The 18,702-nt window shown below is 39.6% G+C and carries 16 protein-coding genes; 11 read left to right on the top strand and 5 right to left on the bottom strand.

Going from position 1 to position 18,702, the window contains the following annotated elements; genetic code table 11:
- The 8 genes from BP861_RS11695 to BP861_RS11660 all read left to right on the top strand — a co-directional run.
- Window positions 1-208, top strand: a 208-nt coding sequence (locus BP861_RS11695) for a hypothetical protein (RefSeq protein WP_292375726.1), incomplete at its 5' end; no start/stop codon positions are given.
- A gap of 619 nt (window positions 209-827) precedes the next feature.
- Entirely contained in the window at window positions 828-1,067 is a 240-nt protein-coding gene (locus BP861_RS11690) for a hypothetical protein (RefSeq protein WP_292375725.1), read from the top strand.
- Window positions 1,068-1,590: 523 nt separating this feature from the next.
- Window positions 1,591-1,881: a hypothetical protein gene (locus BP861_RS11685; protein ID WP_292375723.1), complete on the top strand. Its 291-nt coding sequence runs from the start codon at window positions 1,591-1,593 to the stop codon at window positions 1,879-1,881.
- 284 nt (window positions 1,882-2,165) lie between these two features.
- Window positions 2,166-2,975: a helix-turn-helix transcriptional regulator gene (locus tag BP861_RS11680; RefSeq protein WP_292375721.1), complete on the top strand. Its 810-nt coding sequence runs from the start codon at window positions 2,166-2,168 to the stop codon at window positions 2,973-2,975.
- Between the two features lie 169 nt (window positions 2,976-3,144).
- Window positions 3,145-3,435, top strand: a complete 291-nt coding sequence (locus BP861_RS11675; RefSeq protein ID WP_292375719.1) for a hypothetical protein — start codon at window positions 3,145-3,147, stop codon at window positions 3,433-3,435.
- A 380-nt stretch (window positions 3,436-3,815) separates the two neighbouring features.
- Complete coding sequence (gene fae, locus BP861_RS11670; RefSeq protein ID WP_292375717.1) at window positions 3,816-4,298, top strand: formaldehyde-activating enzyme; 483 nt, start codon at window positions 3,816-3,818, stop codon at window positions 4,296-4,298.
- 1,141 nt (window positions 4,299-5,439) lie between these two features.
- Window positions 5,440-5,847: a DUF1699 family protein gene (locus BP861_RS11665; RefSeq protein WP_095644032.1), complete on the top strand. Its 408-nt coding sequence runs from the start codon at window positions 5,440-5,442 to the stop codon at window positions 5,845-5,847.
- A 393-nt stretch (window positions 5,848-6,240) separates the two neighbouring features.
- Entirely contained in the window at window positions 6,241-7,038 is a 798-nt protein-coding gene (locus tag BP861_RS11660) for a helix-turn-helix transcriptional regulator (protein WP_292375712.1), read from the top strand.
- Window positions 7,039-7,212: 174 nt separating this feature from the next.
- Here the strand turns inward: BP861_RS11660 and BP861_RS11655 are convergent, their stop codons facing one another.
- Together BP861_RS11655 and BP861_RS11650 are read right to left on the bottom strand one after the other, a co-directional pair.
- Entirely contained in the window at window positions 7,213-7,683 is a 471-nt protein-coding gene (locus BP861_RS11655) for a flavodoxin domain-containing protein (RefSeq protein WP_292375710.1), read from the bottom strand.
- A 199-nt stretch (window positions 7,684-7,882) separates the two neighbouring features.
- Window positions 7,883-9,646 carry a PAS domain-containing protein gene (locus tag BP861_RS11650; RefSeq protein ID WP_292375709.1) on the bottom strand — a complete coding sequence of 588 codons (1,764 nt, stop codon included), beginning with the start codon at window positions 9,644-9,646 and terminating at the stop codon, window positions 7,883-7,885.
- A 1,175-nt stretch (window positions 9,647-10,821) separates the two neighbouring features.
- Here BP861_RS11650 and ilvD point away from each other — a divergent pair.
- Together ilvD and BP861_RS11640 are read left to right on the top strand one after the other, a co-directional pair.
- Window positions 10,822-12,483, top strand: coding sequence for a dihydroxy-acid dehydratase (gene ilvD, locus BP861_RS11645; RefSeq protein ID WP_292375707.1), 1,662 nt, complete (start codon window positions 10,822-10,824; stop codon window positions 12,481-12,483).
- A 192-nt stretch (window positions 12,484-12,675) separates the two neighbouring features.
- Entirely contained in the window at window positions 12,676-12,855 is a 180-nt protein-coding gene (locus BP861_RS11640; protein WP_292375705.1) for a hypothetical protein, read from the top strand.
- A gap of 60 nt (window positions 12,856-12,915) precedes the next feature.
- Here the strand turns inward: BP861_RS11640 and mtrH are convergent, their stop codons facing one another.
- From mtrH to mtxX, 3 genes are all read right to left on the bottom strand, one after another.
- Window positions 12,916-13,848, bottom strand: coding sequence for a tetrahydromethanopterin S-methyltransferase subunit H (mtrH, locus tag BP861_RS11635; RefSeq protein WP_292375703.1), 933 nt, complete (start codon window positions 13,846-13,848; stop codon window positions 12,916-12,918).
- An 83-nt stretch (window positions 13,849-13,931) separates the two neighbouring features.
- On the bottom strand, window positions 13,932-14,525 hold the full coding sequence (locus BP861_RS11630; RefSeq protein WP_292375701.1) for a tetrahydromethanopterin S-methyltransferase subunit A: 594 nt from the start codon (window positions 14,523-14,525) through the stop codon (window positions 13,932-13,934).
- Window positions 14,522-15,379, bottom strand: coding sequence for a methanogenesis marker protein Mmp4/MtxX (gene mtxX / locus BP861_RS11625; RefSeq protein WP_292375700.1), 858 nt, complete (start codon window positions 15,377-15,379; stop codon window positions 14,522-14,524). The genes BP861_RS11630 and mtxX overlap by 4 nt, the downstream gene beginning before the upstream one ends.
- Window positions 15,380-15,908: 529 nt before the next feature.
- Here mtxX and BP861_RS11620 point away from each other — a divergent pair.
- Window positions 15,909-17,885, top strand: coding sequence for a replication factor C large subunit (locus BP861_RS11620; protein ID WP_292375698.1), 1,977 nt, complete (start codon window positions 15,909-15,911; stop codon window positions 17,883-17,885).
- The last annotated feature ends 817 nt before the right edge of the window (window positions 17,886-18,702 follow it).

Here is an 18,702-nt window from a genome sequence, read left to right as displayed (position 1 = left end):
GATGAAAAATCAGAAGATAAAAAATAGGAAAATAACTGACTGTCTAACAATCAATGTTGTCCGGCGCACTCCCCTGCAAACAATAAGGTATGTTCGTCCCTGCTCCAGATTCCATAGAGGGGAACAAAAAACGATTCTTTTTGTTTCAGCAAAGCTTCATGACAAAGGAGTAAAGGACAAATATCGTTTAATCTCCTGCAGTTTATAGGAAAATTCCCATCCCCGCAGCCTTGCTGCGGGGTATTCTAGTGAAATAAATTTATTCTTAAAACCTTAAAACCATCCTGATGCCTGAAAAGTTACAACCTTGAAAATATCACGTATTTTTAAACTTCTGACTTCAGGTAAAGATGCAGCATTTTTCTGAAAAATGGTCTAAAGTATGATGAATCTCAAAACCGTTAGTATGATGAATCTCAAAACCGTTACCTGAAATATCAGTATCATCCTAGGCATTACTTAATCCAGCTTCGTAAGCTATATATACTATCCCCAATAAATAAGGATACTGTATAAAAGTCTCTAATTCGGAGCGTGTTTTTTCAGATAATGTTGCACCAGAGGATCAATGTAAAACTGAACCTTCAGATGCATCCATTGAAGTTTTCAGCTTTTTGTCTCATTTTTAGAACTTCATAAGAGCCAGACTATGCGCTCTGGTGGGGAACTCTATTTATTTTTTGAGCTGGTTGAAACCTGCCGACAAAAAGGCCTGATCTGATTAAAAACACAAAAAATAATAAACGAATTAAATAAAATTTACACAAAGTAAAAACGAGCTAATAAAGAGCACCCTTAGTACCTTTATTTGCGAGGTTTGAAACAAAATGTCAGAAGAATCCGATGATCCAGACAGTAGTGATAGTAGCAGTCGTCAGAAAATGTTCACAGTAACCGGAATGGTGCTGTGTGCTATACAGTTTACGTTCTTCGTAGGTATGATTCTAAAATTCATCGAGGCGGAGTTTCTCGGTGGTTTTACATTCATGCTGCTTGCTTACTCTTCAGCGTTCATTTACAGGAACATGGAGAACTCCGGGAAAATTCCCAATGTAGCCGAGAACTGATGACTGTGTGGCTTTGCTTTAAAAACCATACATTCTACAAAAACTATCTGTTCTGAATTTTTCTTTTTCCGATTCCTTTTCTTTTTTTCTTTTTTCTTCTCTATTTTCTCATATCTCCCTATGTTATTTTTCCAGTTTTTATTTATTTTTCCCTATATTGCCTTATATATCCATTTTCCCTTTATTTTTCTATTTTACTTTATTTTTCCCTCATTATCTCTTCTCCCTAAAACTTTTTATTTTTATGTTTTTTGTTTTTTATGCTATTTTATTTTTTAAATTTTTCACTTTAAATTAATCTAGCTTTGGAAAGAGATTGTGATAATCTTTTAGTGACTTCTTCTGCTCATAGGAGGTAAAAGTTATTAATTTGTGAAAGCATAGGGTGCAGATAAGCTTCGGACTTGGAAAAAAGGAATTTATTGAATTCTTTGGTCCAGGAAAGAAATGCCTGAGTCATAAAACAGAAAAAGAAATATAGGATTATTTTTTAGTACCAGTAATAATTTTCTATGGGATAAACATGGATTTAACCTTGCAGATTGATACCGATTACTCGCTTCAGGAAGCAAGCGAGATTATTCGCTCGGCTCTGGAACACGAAAAACACCTTGCAAAATACAAAATAGACCGTTACGCCATGATCTGCGATGAGTTTGAAGATCGTTATGACCTGATCTCTACCGAGTTCATACAAAAATTTGAAGCTGGAGAACTTATCGGGGAAGATAACTATTTTGAGTGGTATGCTGCAAAACGAGGGCTTGACCACTGGAAAAGAAAGCTGGCCCTCCTCAAAGGTATCAAATTTTAACTTCTCTATAAACTGATTAATAATATTCTCAAAGCTAATTTACAAATTTCTTAATAGCTAATTGACACCTGATTGAAAACTTCTCTAAATCCTTGCTACTCTTAATCCTAGTAACCCCTGTTATTGTTTTATACTGTTTTTCAGGTATTTTCAGGTCTGATCTAGTGCTTGCATCTTTTGGGCCTGTTCTAAGTAATAATAAAGCTCAGAAGTGTCTAAAATTAATGAAAATGTATTTATAACTGTGGTGTCATTGGTCATATTGTATCTTTTTAGGTGGTTGGATGGGCACAAATATCGGATTAATGGAACTCGTCTTTCGGTCTGAGAAACGCAGGAACCTCTTGATTTTTCTCAAAGATGGGCCCAGATCCATACATGAAATCCAGAAATACCTATGTGTTGATTCCGTCTCTATTCTTCCTCACATTAAAAAGCTTAAGGACAGAAAATTGGTCATACAGAGGGATCACACTTATGAGCTATCCATTATAGGAAAGGCAATTGTGAATAAAATGCCACCTCTTCTGAATACTCTGGAAGTGCTTGAAGATAATTTCGATTACTGGTCACGACGGAGCTTCGAAGGGATTCCCCCGGTTTTACGGAGTCGAATATGGGAGTTGAAAAACTGTAAACTTATCCGTCCGGACTTGAGTCATATGTTTGAACTTGACCCTGAATTCGTGGAAAACCTTCTCCTTTCAAGGCAGGTTTTCGGCTTCAGTTCATATTTCCATCCTTCATTTATCTCTCTCTACCTGGAAATTGCAAAAAAAGAGGCCCAGATTTCTTTAATGCTTACCGAGCCCGTACTAAAAAGGTTTAAAGCCGATTATAGCGAAGACTTTCGAACTCTTATAGAATTTGAACACGTAAATCTGTCTCTTTTCCCGAAAAACCTGAAACTTGCAGGCTTTACAGTTACAGATAGGTTCTTCCTGCTCACCATCCTTCCTCAAATAAAATTTTTTGAGCGTGAAAGTCTATTCAGTTCCGAACCTCAGGCTCTCAAATGGGGTACCGACCTTTTTTCGCATTTGCAGAAGGAAGCAATTCAAGTTTCAGGTAATACTAACTTAATAATTAGCTGAGATTCATCAGGATTTTTAAATGCAGAAATAGTGAGGATCTGACAGTTATACTCTAGTAAAAAAAGTTCTAAAAGCTTAAAATACATCCTTTCAGATAACGAGTGCACCTAATTACTTTCTTTAAATAACTATTTAATGGAATAAGAGGCTAATGTTTGAGGGGATTGGTATGATCTTCACACTTAATATCGAAACAAATTTCTCTCCTCAGGAAGTAACTGAGGCTATCCGCTCGGCTCTTGAGCATGAAAAGCATGTTGCCAGGTATAAGATCAAGCGTTACTCTGCAATCTGCAGGGATTTCGAAACGAAATTCGGTTTCAGTTCTGCTGAACTCCAGGCAAAGATTGAAGCTCCAAGTAGAAGTAAAGAAAGCAATTTTTTCGATTGGTATACGGCAAAAAAAGGGCTTGAACACTGGAATAAAAGACTTGAAATCCTTTCAGGCATTTCTTTTTGAATTGAGTCATTAAAGGTTCAGTTATTTATCCGATGATTTATCGGGACAATTTTGACTTCCGAGGTTTTACCTTTTGAATTTTTGTTTGAATATCCCATTTTTCTATAAAATTTACTTAATCTTTTTTGTACTTTGATCCAGATATCTGCTTTCGGTGTCCTGTTTAAACCAGAACTGGCAAATTATTTATGTATATGTATAATCATTAACAGGATTAATCATTCTCCATGATAGGAGTAATTATGCTTAATAGCTAATTCGCTATCTTATCCATTATGATATGAAAATCAATCTTCTTCCATCTAGCGATTTTGGGTATTAAGCCTTTGGTTGTAAAATATGCTGAGGTGTTTTATCTGGTCAAAAATATTCTAAAAAGTATGGTAGGAGAAGCTCTTATTGGCTCTGGCCCTGAAATTGCACACATAGATCTGGTTATCGGACCAAGAGGAGGGCCAGTCGAAGCAGCATTTATAAACTCACTCGCAATGCCCAGGCAGGGACATACCCCACTTCTTGCAGTCTTGGAGCCAAATGTCCAGCCCAAACCTGTGACCCTACTCGTAAACAAAGTAACGATAAAAAATGTCTCCCAAGCTGCCCTTATGTTTGGGCCGGCTCAGGCTGCAGTCGCAAAGGCGGTCATGGATTCTGTGGCTGATGGAGTGCTTCCTGAAGAACAGGCTGATGACATTTTTATTATTGTTTCTGTATTTATTGAATGGGATGCAAAAGACAAGGATAAAGTTTACGAATTTAACTATGAAGCGACAAAGCTTGCAATAGCAAGGGCAATGGAAGGCAAACCGACTGTCGAAGAAGCGCTTGCTAAAAAAGACTCAGCAAAACATCCATTTGCCTGAATTGTGGCTCAATGTAATTCAAATTTCAAAAGCAATTTACTTCAGGTTGAAGCCTGACTTACTAAATTGCTGACAGGCTGAATCTCAGGGCATCTTATATACTCCAAAGAGAGATTCTGCCTCATATTTTTCTGAATAATTTCTACATTTTTCGAATTGAAATGCCGCAGACACTTCTCTAACCTTTCATACTGCTCTACTTAAAAAACAGATTGTAACGCTGTATTCGAGCTTAAATCCCATTATGTGCCCTCTTATAAGCTGGAAAAATCTGTAAGGAATAGAGACTGGTTTTTTGTGGAAAACAAAGCCTGAAAAACTAATAATCTGAGCATAGGATTCTAAAATGCTGATGTATTCTATTAACTACACAAAGAAGCTTCAAGAAATTTTTCAATTAAAAAAGGCAATAGTAATGTTATTTCTTACAAAGTTCGTGCTAATAATGAATTGAAAAATACCTGGAGCAGTTTTACCCCTTGCTTTTTCTGTCGTAGGGTAATTTCAGTCATTATTTTTTTCCTTTCTGGAATAATTTCATGTCTCAAAGAATATCTTTCTTCTTAAATTAATTTTTATTTTTTGTTTTTAATTTATTGATTTTTCGCTCTTTCTCTAAAGTATGAAGTTGCCAGAGACATGATATTTAATAATTTATAATAGGTAGCTCCTTCTTCCTAGATCTATGGTATTGAAGGTTATACTCGCTATATTGTATTACCAGAATCTCTAATCTCCCTCATATATCTGTATTTTGTAATTAATTCAGGAACAGGTTCTGGAGCTTGTGACTTTATAGAGTTGTCGAGGTCTTATGCCTATAATGGAATTGAGTGTATCGTAGATGTCAGGGCATTACATATACTTCAGTTAACTATTTCTAATAGATATATCTTGGTTGCTTTTTCTTTTATTTCTTTGCTGAGAAAGTTCCCGCGGGAACTAAAATTTCTGAGTTAGGATTATTTTTGCAGGTTCTGTTCTTTCCAGGCTTTTTCCGGCCTCTCTGATGATCGGAAAGGAGATAGAAGACTGAAATACTGTGTAAAAAATAAATGTGCGGGCAGATAAATATTTATAATAAGTATAAGTAGTTTATATTGAGGTAAAAATAAGACTTTACTGTGGGGGAATTACATATATGAAAATTAGAGTAGTTAGTTCCAGAGAGGAAATATTCACTCTCAATCCTAATGAACGTGTTGTTCATCTGGCCTTCAGGCCTTCGAACAAGGACATTTTTGCACTGGTTGAAACCTGCCCGAAAATTGAGGTAATTCAGCTGCCTAAATCTTACAGGCGCACGGTTTCGAAATCTATAGAAATGTTCCTTGAAATGCAGAGGATTCAGCTTATCGAAGGCGATGTATGGGGACACAGAAAGGATATCAATGAATATTACAGCATTCCTTCCTCAGTCATTGAGAAAATAAGGGAACTGAAATCGGAGGGCACGCCTGCTGAGAGAATCGAAGAAAAGGTTTCAAGGGAAAGCAAACTCAATCCTGAAATGGTTGCTTATATCCTGACAAAGGAAGCTTCTGCCTGAATACGTATAAGGCCGGAATTTCTGCTATATTCTTGGGTGCAGGTATGGTCATAAATTGGTATAAAATATTTGAGGTTGTCGCCATTATCCCGATCCCGGCCTAAATATTAAACTTAAGGAACCTGAGATGTCTCCCTATTGTAGGCGGTAGCGTAAGCTTTATAGAGCGGGGAGACTTCTTATGTTTTTTGCTTATAAGTTATTTTGCACTGTTCTGCATATCTTAAGTAATTTTTAATTTACTCCTTATTTTCTGTTCAATTCCCTATCTTAAGCACCTTATAAAAAAAGTTTCGACTCGATATTAAGCAAAAAGTCGAAACAGTAGTAACTTATATACCTTTGATGGCTCTAATCTCTTTAGCAACATAAATTCGAGAGGAGACTGAAGGGTTGCAATTAGAACTTCTAGAGCTGATTTTTCTTTCCGACAAGCGAAAACAGTTATTGCTCTTTCTGAAAGATGGGCCGAAAAGCATGGATGAGATCAAGGAAGCCCTTGATGTAACATCTACTGCCATCCTACCTCAGATCAAAAAGTTAAAAGAAAAATCTCTGGTTGTTCAGGAAGACAAAAATTATAGCCTCTCGCTTATAGGAAAAGTCCTTGTTGAAAAAATGCAGCCTCTTGTTAGTATAATTGACGTTTTCGAGGACAACTTTGATTACTGGGTTGAAAGAGATTTCCAAGGAATCCCCCCTTCTCTCCGAAAGCGGCTTGGAGAGCTCAGAAAATGTAAATTAATTCAGCCCGATCTGGACAGGATGTTCGAGCTTGATCCAGAGATAGTTGAAAACCTCTCAAAGTCGAATTGTATTCATGAATGTCTGGCCTATTTTGATCCCTCTCTTATTTCTATATGTCAGGAACTTGCCAAAGGTGGAGTTAAGCTCTCATTTCTTATGTCTGAACCTGTTTTTCAGTACTACTCTAAGGATTACCTCGAAGACTTTCGGGAGATGCTGGCCTTAGAAAATGTGAAGTTTTTCCTTTACTCAGGAGAGCTAAGGATCGCTAATCTTACCGTAACCGATAAATTTGTCATGGTTGCTCTTTTCCCGAAAAATCAAAAGCACTTTGACAGAGAAAACCTGATAAGTTATGACCCCTCATCTCTTAATTTCGGAAATGAACTTTTTGACGAGTTGATTAGGGACTCTACAAGGATTACCCAAATATCACAGGAATAAAATGTATGTAAATTGGCTCTGTAGAAATCCTCTGAGATAAGGAATTCTCATTACTTTGAACTAAATAGCTTGACCTGTTTTTACTTCCTTATTTTCAGCCTATTGTAACTAATTTAAATAGGGTTTTCTAAAGAGCCCGTAGGTATTAAGTTCTTATTGTGCTCAAAACTACGGTTAACTTGGTGCTCCCTGTGGTTGTGGTGCTTTGCTGCTTCTGTGCTTTAGCTTTTCGGCAATGTCGATACCAAGCCTTTTGCATTCTTGCACATCCTTATCTGTGGGCTTGTGCAGTATCCGGAGTACAGGATCTATAACAGTCATTCCCATCTGTCTCATTTTTTCGGCTATTAGTATAGGAGCTTCTCCGCTCCATCCGTAAGACCCGAAAGCAGCTCCTAATTTTCCTTTCGGGTTTGTGGAAGCAAGAGTCTCATCAATAAATTTTTCCATAGGCTGTAGCATTCTATAGTAAAAAGTCGAGGAGCCAACTGCAATCGCATCGGCTTCATTAAGGTCCTCGATTTTTACATCATAAAAGCTAACAGCTTTTGCATCCACATGTTTTGATTCAATTCCGCTAGCTATTGCTTCGGCCATAGCTTTTGTATTCCCCGAGGTACTGAGATAAACTACTATCGCTTTCAATCTTATCCCCCTCACTGTAAGATCTTATATTAACTCCAGTAGTGGACAAAAAGTGATCAAAGTGGCTGTATATTTCCCAAAAGCTGGAATATAAGGCGAGACCAAGAGCTTCTCACTTTTCAATCCTGTATTAATTATAAAAATTATTTTAAATAAGGATTTCGTCGACCATGGTAAGGTTGACTCCAGCTATAAAAAGTCATCCAAGATCTGCTACAATACGGATGGGAGCTATATAGTTAACTACCTGGAGAGCTACACTCTCAAGAAAATTGCGTACATTCTGAGGAATTCTGTCTGTAGTATGAGAAGCAAAGTTAAGGCTGCCTATAATTTCTCCTCTGTGCTTCATAGGAATAACGGCTACTGCAGTAATTTTTTCCTTCCTGATTAAATCTGCCATTTTTTCTGCAAAAAAATCCATCCTGTAGACAGGCTTCTCAATCCAGATCTGCTGAGCTTCAGGGGAATCTGCCCTGTATATAGAAACACTTTTCACAAATTCAGGAGAAAGTCCCCGGTATGCAACCAGATTAATCTGGTCCATGAGGTCGTCTTTCAAGTATATACCTGCAGCATCTATCTCTTCTATCTTCAGGCAGGCATCAAGGATATCATTAAGCATAGTCTGAAGGTTCCAGGTAGTGCTCAGGGATACCCCAAGTTCCCTTTGGATATCGAGCATTTTCTCAGCCTCTTTTCTCTCTGTGACATCGATAACTATTCCCTGAAGATGAGTAACTTCGCCTTTTCTATCTCGCTGGATAAACGTTCGTTCTTCAACCCAGCGTATACTCCCGTCTCCTGTAAATATTCTATACTCCATATCAAAAGAATCATATCCTTCTCTTACTGAACGTGCCAGACTTTCGATTACAGCCTGGATATCCTCTCTGTGGATTATGTTTCCATAAAGTATGTTTCCTGAAAGGAAGTCATCCACTGAGTACCCGAACTGCGTCACGTTTTCAGAAACAAAATCTACAGGCCAGTTTTCTATATTTCTCCATAGAAAAGCTACTGCCGGACTTTTGCTAATTATATTTTCCAGCATTTTCTGCATTTTTAATGATTTCCTCAGAGCTCTTTCAACTTTCTTCCTACGGGTTATATCCAGTACTATTCCCTGAAAGCAGGACACTTTCCCATCCCTTTCTCTCTGGATAAAGGTTCTCTCGTTTACCCATAGTATATCTCCTGCTTTTGTATAAATCCTGTATTCCGAATTGAAACTTACCTCTCCTTTCTGGATACTCCTATCAAGCCCTTCTTCTACTCGATTCAGGTCTTCAGGGTGTATGATTTTACCGTACTGAACTTTTTGTGATAGAAAATCATCAACCGTATATCCAAACTGTATTACATTATCCGAGACAAAAATCGCAGGCCAGTGCTTGTCGTTCTTCCATAGAAAGATTACTGCAGGGCTATTATTAACTGCTGTAGTCAACAATTTCTGCATCTCAAGAGTTTTTTCCAGTTCTTCTTCACCTTTCTTCCTCCTGGTGATATCGAGCACTACTCCCTGAAAATGTGTTGCTTCTCCGTCTGCATTTCTCTGGATAAAAGTCCTTTCATTTATCCATCGAATATCTCCTGCTTTTGTAATAATCCTATACTCCAGGCTGAACGCGGAAACCCCACTTTTTATTTTTTTCTCAAATTCCTTTTCAACCTCTTCGAGATCATCGGAGTATATTAGATCTTTATACATTACCCTGCCAGAAATGAAGTCTTCTTTCGTGTATCCAAATTTCGCCACGTTTTCGGAGACGAACTCAACAGGCCATTTATCTTCGTTCTTCCAAAGAAAGAGCACTACGTGACTATTATTGATCATTGTTCTTAGAGTCTCTTCTTTTTCCAGGGCTGCGTGGAGAGCCTCTCCTCTTATGTTGTTTCTACTGCCTGCGGTCTGGAAGTTCACATTTAAAGCTCTATTATCCTCCGAACCCTCATCCATTTCTACAATCACCTTCACATGGCATTTTAATATCCCTTTTATGTACTCCTGTGTTCTTCTTTTTCATCTATATTTTATTTATATAATTATATTTCTATCAAATTAATTTCTTTGATCATTATATCTTATTTTCATATTTTAATCTCTATAAAAATAGCTGACTATAAATCAATATCTTTACTTCTTGGTTTCCGATACCATATGTCAATTCTGTCCGAGCATTCAAATCAAATTATACTACTATTTGGAAATTGAGAAGGATCCGTACTCTTAATCTACAGGTATGTCTGCCAGCCAGAAGACTCTATATTGCACTTTTTCCATTATATCATAGAAAATATGGGCTAGATAGTCTCTATTATCAAGTAGACTCTAAAATTCAGATATCAGTCTTTAAAACTCCCATATGTTTGTCATGAGCCCTATTATTAATCTGACAAATGAGGGTAAAATTAGGTAATTAAGCAAACAGATTTATATGAAATACAATAAAAAGATAGTAATATCTAAATCAGCAAAAAAGCACTCAAATGAAATAAATTGAATAGTGTGAACGGGTATAGTCCTGTTATGGTTAATTCTTGTAGTATGTTCGCTTGTTAGGGTGTGATCTTGTAGTAGATGTGGTCCAGAGCAGGCCCGTTCACTATGCAATATTATTCAAAAATCTGATTAGTTATATAAATATTTGGATACTATTATATTAACTTGCCTTTTTGTACAAATCGTGAAAGCTTTTATGTTTCACGATTGGGTTATTATTCAATTCTTATATGATTCTCCGAAATCAGATTTCCCTTTTTGCTAAACTTTTTATTTATATTTTTTATACCAGATTTTATGTTATATTAACTTGCCTTTTTGTACAAATCATGAAATTTTATGTTTCAAAAAAAGATTATCATCCAATTTTGATATTTATTATCTCAAAACAAGTTGCTCTTTCTGTTAAATTTTTTATTTATATTTTATACCAGATTTCTATTCTAGCCGTATTGCAATTATCTTATTAACTTTTTTTCAGTCAGCCTTCCTATACTCATTCTCTGAGATTTTCAGTACTTTCTCCTTCCATTTTTACAACTTTTTCTTCCCCAACCTGTTTATACTATGAAGTTTTTTCCTATCTATACATTATAATTAGTTCTTACCATGAAACGTTAAGGAGATTTGTAATGAGAAGCTCTATTATAAAAGAAGGACCGGAACGTGCTGCCAACCGTTCACTTCTGAAGGCGACCGGAGTCACAGATTCCGAGATGAGGAAGCCATTCATCGCAGTCGTTAATTCCTGGAACGATATAATTCCTGGTCATATCCATTTGAATAAACTTGCTGAGGCTGTGAAAGCCGGAATCAGGAACGCCGGGGGAGTTCCTTTCGAATTCCATACTATAGGGGTCTGCGATGGAATCGCAATGGGACATGAGGGTATGAAATATTCCCTTCCCAGCAGAGAGGTCATTGAGGACACAATAGAGCTTATGGTTAAAGCCCATCAGTTTGATGGAATTGTCCTTATCCCTTCCTGTGACAAGATCGTGCCAGGTCACCTTATGGCAGCAGGCAGGTTAGATATCCCTGCAATTGTTGTAACCGGAGGGCCTATGCTTCCGGGATATGTGGATGACAAATATACGGACCTTATCTCGGTTTTCGAAGGGGTGGGTGCTTATAGTGCAGGCAAACTCTCGGAACTTGATCTTAAAAGGCTTGAAAATCTTTCCTGCGCAGGAGCCGGATCTTGTGCAGGAATGTTTACAGCAAACACTATGGCCTGCATGACCGAAGCCCTTGGCCTGAGCCTTCCAGGCTGTGCAACTGCCCACGCAGTGGATGCAAAAAAGGCTCGCATTGCCAAGGAATCCGGCGAACGCATAGTTGAAATGATCCGAGAAAACCTGACTCCGAGAAAGATTGTCAGTCTCAAATCCTTTGAAAATGCCATAATGGTAGATATGGCAATTGGGGGCAGTACAAACACAACTCTGCATCTTCCTGCCCTTGCCCACGAATTCGGGCTGAATCTCCCCCTTGAGAAATTTGACGAATTGAGCAGGACAACACCCCATCTGATTTCCCTGCGCCCTAGCGGCCCTAATTTCATGCTGCATTTTGATAGGGCAGGCGGAGTTCAGGCAATTATGCAGAGGCTGTCCTCCAAACTTCACTTGGATCAGCTTACAGTGAACGGCAAAACTATTGGGGAAAATCTCAAAGAATTTGATATTGTTAACCCGAAGCTCAATAAAGAGATTATTGCAACTCTCGAAGAGCCTATCCATACCGAAGGTGGAATTGCAGTCCTTAAAGGTAACCTTGCCCCTGATGGCTCGGTTGTGAAACAGGCAGCCGTTGATCCAAAAATGCGTGTTTATACAGGCCCTGCAAAAGTTTATGACTGTGAAGAGGACGCTATGGAAAGTATCCTTGCAGGCAATGTAAAACCTGGAGATATTGTAGTTATCCGCTATGAGGGCCCGAAAGGCGGCCCTGGTATGAGGGAAATGCTTGCAGCTACAGCCGCAATCGGAGGTATGGGCCTTCTAGAATCTGTTGCTCTGATAACTGACGGGCGCTTTTCCGGAGGCACCCGCGGGCCGTGTATAGGGCACGTTTCTCCCGAAGCCAGTGAAGGAGGGCCAATTGCCCTGGTAAAAGATGGGGATATGATAGAAATTAATATTCCTGAAAGAGCTCTAAATCTTAAGATCTCAGAAGAAGAGCTTAAGAAGCGGAAGGCAGTTTTCGTTCCTCCAAAAAAGGAAGTTACGGGTTACCTTGCCAGGTACCAGCGTGCCGTCCACTCTGCAAATACAGGCGGAATAGTAGACTGAGTCGTCAGTGTTTGCTTAAAAGCTTTGTTTTCGGAAGGTCTCTCATCCTTCCTATTTTTTACTTTTCTCCGGCCTTAAATCTGCTGTTCTTGAAGTTCTCGAAATTCTTTAAATTCTTTATTTTTAAAACTACTTGAAATTCCGAAGCATTTGTGAAGAGATTTTTGAATATCTTAAAGGGAGGTCTGAATTTTGGAAATAAGAGGCTTATGTGTGATTTGTGGGCTTCCAGCTAAACTCTATACCTGCCCTGTATGCGGAAAAACTGTATGTATCCAGTGTATGGATCCTAGAAAGCAAATTTGCATCAGGTGTGCCGGTGGCAGGACAGGCATTGCATTTAGCTCTGAAGATACACGGATATCTAAATGAAAAAAGGTTAAATGGATATCTGAGCCCTTCAGCCCTGTATTTGCCCTCTTGGTTAGTAAATTATACAAGCAGGTTTACAGGATGCCGGGAAGCAGACTCGATATCAAGGTCAGCTACAGCTTCAGAAATCATTATATCGCCCATGGCGGCCATAGGAAATACATATGGGGCATAATCGATAGGCCCATAGAGGATAAAATCTCCAGCTGCGGCCTGCTGCAAGCAGGTTGAACCTATATCACAGATTTTATAGAGGACAGGGTCTTTTTCTTTTTTCTGATTTAGCCAGTTCCAGGCCGAAGGTGCGTTGTGGATTCCCGAACCCGTGGGATATCCCCATTTTGCTTTTGCGGTAATTGTCATCCTGAGGGCCACGCCTGCTCCGTTTCCCATAGGGGTAATACTCGGATCTATAAGCTTGTTAACTATTCCACATCTATCTGCAATTGAAAGTAATCCATTTTCCATAAGGCCTGCCCCATTTTCCAGTAGTTCCATCCTGCCCTGCAGGGATGAGTCCGTTGCATTGAAGCCAAGGATAATCGAGCTATCAATATCGGAGAGAGCAAGAGCTTCAATTTCCGAAGCATTTATGCTCATGTTTATGGAATTATAGATTGCTTTGTCTGCAAGCCCGACCTCGCTGACATATTCTGCAGCATGGGAACGCACTCTTCCTTCTGGGGAGTCTATAAGAAAGGGAGCCTCTGAAATTTCTGTCACAAAGTCAATATAACGGGTAATGCTTTCAGGGGTAGTACCGAAAATATGAATTATATGCGGGTTTCCTGTTTCTTCCGCACTTGTTTCCTGCATATTTATCAGTCTTTCGGCAGCAGCCCTATCAAACAGGCCTCTTGCAGCATCTTTTACGATTTCATGCTTGTCATAAAATATAGTTCCTGCAAGCACGGTCGGGAGTTCTCCTGGCTGTCCGCCTATCTTCACTCCTGCGACGTTAACTATTTCCTGTTCTTTCTGAAATTTAAACATTTTTACACCATTAAAGTCTACAGGCTAATATTTTTTTTCAAAACATGGTAATATATGCTCGACGTAAGTCTCTTTACTGGAAATTAGAAATCCTTTGTCGGGCAGACAACTCCTGCAGCCGCGTCCATGATAAATTCTTCGGAGATTATTATATCACCTGAAAGAGAATCAGTGAACGTAGGCTGTCTTTTCTTCTGTGAAATGGCTACAAGAGGTTGATCCGGGTAAACTTCTCCTCGGTCCTTATATCTTCTCACAATTTCTGTTATCTTTTCAGGATCAGTCAGCCCTATCCTGTCAAGAATCACTATCTGCTGCTGGAAGCGTTTGACTGCTGCCTTGGATACATTTTCTATAAAAGGGATGGCTCCTTCAGAGCCAATAATTCTGCCCGTTTCGTCAATCCCATTTTCATGGATTGCAATTAGGGAATGGCCTGCTAGGTGTCCCCTCGATTCCATCCCGCAGACAAGAATATATCTTATATTGCAATTTGAGATGACGTTTACTATTATTTTTTCGACTCCCAAATTTTCGGTTTTTGAACTTCCCCAGAGTGCCACCTCAGGCGAGGGATTTATCTGGCTCGCAAGAGTTATTACTGCAATCCGGGACCTCGGATCTCCTACCATATAGTCGCCTTTTACTATCGGCCATCCCTCTGCAACAGTTTTCAAGGAATCACCTTTTGTCTTTCTTTATTCAGGTGAGACAGCGCACTTGCAAGCATTATTGCTTTAGTAAAATGTCCGCCTACCCTTGATGTATCTACAAAAACATAATCATCCATTAGCACCGGAGCTCCAAGCCCGTCACCCCCACCCAGGAAAGCAATTGTCCTAAAGATTAGGTTTCCGGAGATTCCATCAGGAGCAACGATAAAGTTGGATTCTTTTATGGCGTCTTCAATAAGAATTGTATAATGCTTGGCATTGATCCCAAGTTCAACAGCCCGATTTGTCACGAATTCTCCGTCTGCAAGAGTTCTGTCCACACGTTTGTTCCTTCCTACGTCTCCAATCCTGCCCCCCGACAGCACACCGACCTTAGGCTCTATCCCAAATCTCCTTATATGTTCGGCACCGAGCGTTATCATTCTTAGTTTGTCTGCAATGGTGTTTCCCTCGTCGATTCCTACAGGGGCGAGAAAGAAAGGTGTTCCATCAACCGTGAGGAGCAGAGCAAGTCGGCAGATTCTTCTCTTTCCTAGAGCCTCTTTGAGGTGGGCAAGGGCTCCCGACGCCTTTGCAGTGCCCCTGATTGCTGCATCGACTTTTCTTGAGATCATAAGTTCCGCAAGAGTCTTTTCGGGCTCATCCGTATCAATTACTTCAAGTTCCGTGCCGACTTTGTCTATTTCTTTCTTAATTCCCACCAGGACGACCTGTGCATATCCCAGTTCCTGGGCTTTCCAGGCACTCTCGAGCATTTTGGGGGTCGGATCCCTTATTCCCATAGCTACTCTGGCCCTGTTCGCCCTGGCCCTCACTTCGATAGCCTCAAGGAGGGCATGCATGCTATTCTTTTCCATATTCATCCTGACTGTTGTGTAAGATTTTAAGTAGTTCAAAGAAGTACAAACACGATCATTAATTAATTTTGTCCCCCAAGTTCCTTCCCCCGAGTTCCGTCTTGGGAGGACGGAGCCCTTTTCGCTACCCGAATTTCGCTTCGGGAGCACGAAGCCCTTTTCGCTTCGCTCAAGAGGGCTGAATTCTGAGCAAAAAAAGCTATATCTTTAATTTGCTCAGGAATGTAGTTGGATTGAGTTTTTGTACCCGGAATCGATTATAAACATGTTAGTGAGCTAATATTACAGAAGATATTTGCAGCCGGGAAGAAAGGAGATAAGAGTACAGTTTTTTGCCCGAGTTTGTTCTGGCTATTGGAAGTATCTTTTTTATGAGAGCAAAAAGACTTTAATACATCTCGAAGTGTAAATTTAATGTTGTTTTTAAAATCGGTAGCAGAGGATCTCAGGAATAAAGACTATTACATAGTGAAAAGGTTAAAATGTATAGAGTTAAGAATGAGTTCTTTTTTTATTGGTATGGTTTAAGATGACGTTGGCAATTGAATGGGCTGAGAAATACCGCCCCCAGACCCTGAAGGAGATCGTAGGGAACAAAAAGGCGGTACAGGATTTGCGAGCCTGGGCTGAGAAGTGGCTTTCAGGCATTCCCGAGAGAAGGGCAGTAATCCTTCATGGGTCTGCAGGTGTAGGGAAGACTTCCACTGCTCACGCTCTTGCCCGCGATCTGGGCTGGGAAGTAATCGAACTCAATGCAAGCGACCAGAGAACTGCAGGTGTTATCGAAAAGGTTGCGGGATCAGCAGCTTCAATGAATACCCTCTTTGGAGGAAAGCGCCTGATTATTCTGGACGAAGCGGACAATCTTCACGGGACTGCAGACAGGGGCGGAATGCGGGCTATTGCAGGAATTATTAAGAGCACGCTTCAACCCATCGTGCTGATTGCAAACGATATTTATGGCTTGACTCCTACTATCCGGAACCTCTGTCTGGAAATTAAGTTCGGATCTGTGCAGAGCCGCTCTATGATTCCTGCTTTAAAGAAGGTCTGCGAGAGCGAGGGAGTTGTATGCAGCCTGGATGCAGTCCAGCAAATCGCTGAAGGGGCGGGAGGCGATCTAAGAAGTGCAATTAACGACCTTCAGGCTGCAGCTACCGGAAGAGAAGTGCTGGGTGTTGAAGATCTCAGTACTTCAGGCAGGGATGTCAAGGAAAACATCTTCAAGGCAATGCAGAGAATTTTCAAGAGCACGGACTGTAAAAAGGCCCTTGAAGCTGCTCGCGGACTTGACGAAAGTCCTGAAGACCTTGTACACTGGATCGATGAAAACCTGCCTATCCAGTATGCCTCTAAAGATGGAGATATTGAGGATATAAGGACCGGCTTTGGTTATCTCTCAAGGGCTGATCTCTACCTTGGACGCGTAAAGAAACGCCAGAACTATGGGATGTGGAGATACGCCAGCATGTTGATGGTCTGCGGAGCTGCAATTTCAAAGACAAGGCCCTATCCTGGATTTATTAAGTACCAGCCACCGTCTCTTTGGAAGAAGATGGGGCAGATACGTTCTAAGCGCGACCTCAGGGATAATATCGCTTCTAAAGTTGGAGAACACAGCTTCGAGTCCATTCGATATTCAAGAAATAACCTGCTGGAGCTTTACTCTAGCATGTTAAAGGATGAAGAGTCTGCAATTGAAATTACTGCAGGTCTGGGTCTTGAACTCGAGGAATTGATATACCTCTCGGGAAGCACAAAAGCCAGTAAAAAACTACAGAAAATTTACGACAGGGCGCAGGAACTCCTCCTTGAAGGGAAAGAAGAATCCGATGGAACGGAGTTCTTCAGGGCTCCCGATTCCTCAGGCGATAGTAAGGAGCTTCCTTCTGACTTCGTGGTTACGACTCGTGAGGAAAAAGCTGGAAAATCTTCTGGGAAATCTTCTGAAAAGTCTGCAGTTCCAGATTCTCGGACCTCTCAGGGCGGGCAGAAGACCCTTAGCTTTGGCTTTGATATTTCGCCTGAGATTTCCCCAGAAATTACAGATTTGGGAGATAATAACACTTCTTTGGAAAATATTATTTCTGATACCCTTAAACCTTATACCTTTAAACCTGATGACCTTGCATCTGATAACCTTACCCCTGTTACCCTAAAACCTGATAGTTTTACTTCCGATACCCTTATACGGGAGCAGTATAGAGCAGGGACTGACGGAGTCGGATTCATACCTGATAGTCTCATGTCCAGTTCTCATAAAAACGATAATCTTAAGATTAAGGATTCTTTTTTCCTGCCTGAATCCTTTGAGAAGAGAGCTTTCTCTGGCTCTGAACCGATAGAAAGCAGCATCTCTCCTGAATTTTCAAAATCCATGAAATCTGTAAACCTTGAGCCTGCTATCAAAAAAGTTTCGGATACGTCTGAAAATTCTGAGGTAAAGGTTAGCGAAACTCCTAAAAAAGCCGAGTCGAAAACACAAAAAACACTTTTCGACTTCTAATTTCTAACCGTTTGTTTTATTTTTTGATTCATTTTCAATTTTTTCTCCTAATTTTCTCTCCTTGTTCAAAACTGATAAGAAGGAAGCTGGTGCAAAGTTAGAAACTGTTAAAATAATTTCATTAAAATGGCACAATCTTAAACAAGTCCGGGCAGATTAAGTAGACCTACAACTGCTATTTAATTATAAAAATTTTCAAACTTCAAAAATAGGTAAAAACAGGCAAAAAACAATTTGTGAGCGGGTTGGAGAGTTTGGGGAATAGTTGGGGGAAATAGTTGGGGGATATTGTTTTGGGGTTATACTATGGAAAAGAGACCCGCTCACTCGACATGAATATCTGTTCATCTTATAAATAGCTTTTCATTTCTATATGTTAGAATTTATAATTTCAGATTTATTTCCCTAACTGGAATTTTTCCTTTTTGATGTAAAATCGTAAATGTAAAATCGATAACTACTGGGTTAAGTTACACCTATATAAGCATTTCTATTTTTTACAAGTATAGGATGAGCGGGTTGGGGAGTATGAATTGGGGTGTTGGGGGGTTGGGGTTATCTTACAAAATAGAGACCCGCTCACAAACTAAATCATGCTAATCTACTATAAGTATATTTTGCTTGGCGTCTTTATATTCCCTGAATTTCTTCGAGCTCGACTATATGTGGAAAAATTAATATTTCAAAAGCAAAGGATCATTCTATTTAATCGTTTATTTTTTATATATAAAGATATTTGATATTTTGATAGATTGAATGTTATTTCCTGGTTGAAACGTGACCACCTACATAAATAAACGTCGATCAGAGTCTCTCC

The sequence above is a fragment of the Methanosarcina sp. UBA411 genome, assembly GCF_002495725.1.
Taxonomy (GTDB): domain Archaea; phylum Halobacteriota; class Methanosarcinia; order Methanosarcinales; family Methanosarcinaceae; genus Methanosarcina.
This window is presented reverse-complemented; position numbering and strand designations above follow the sequence as displayed.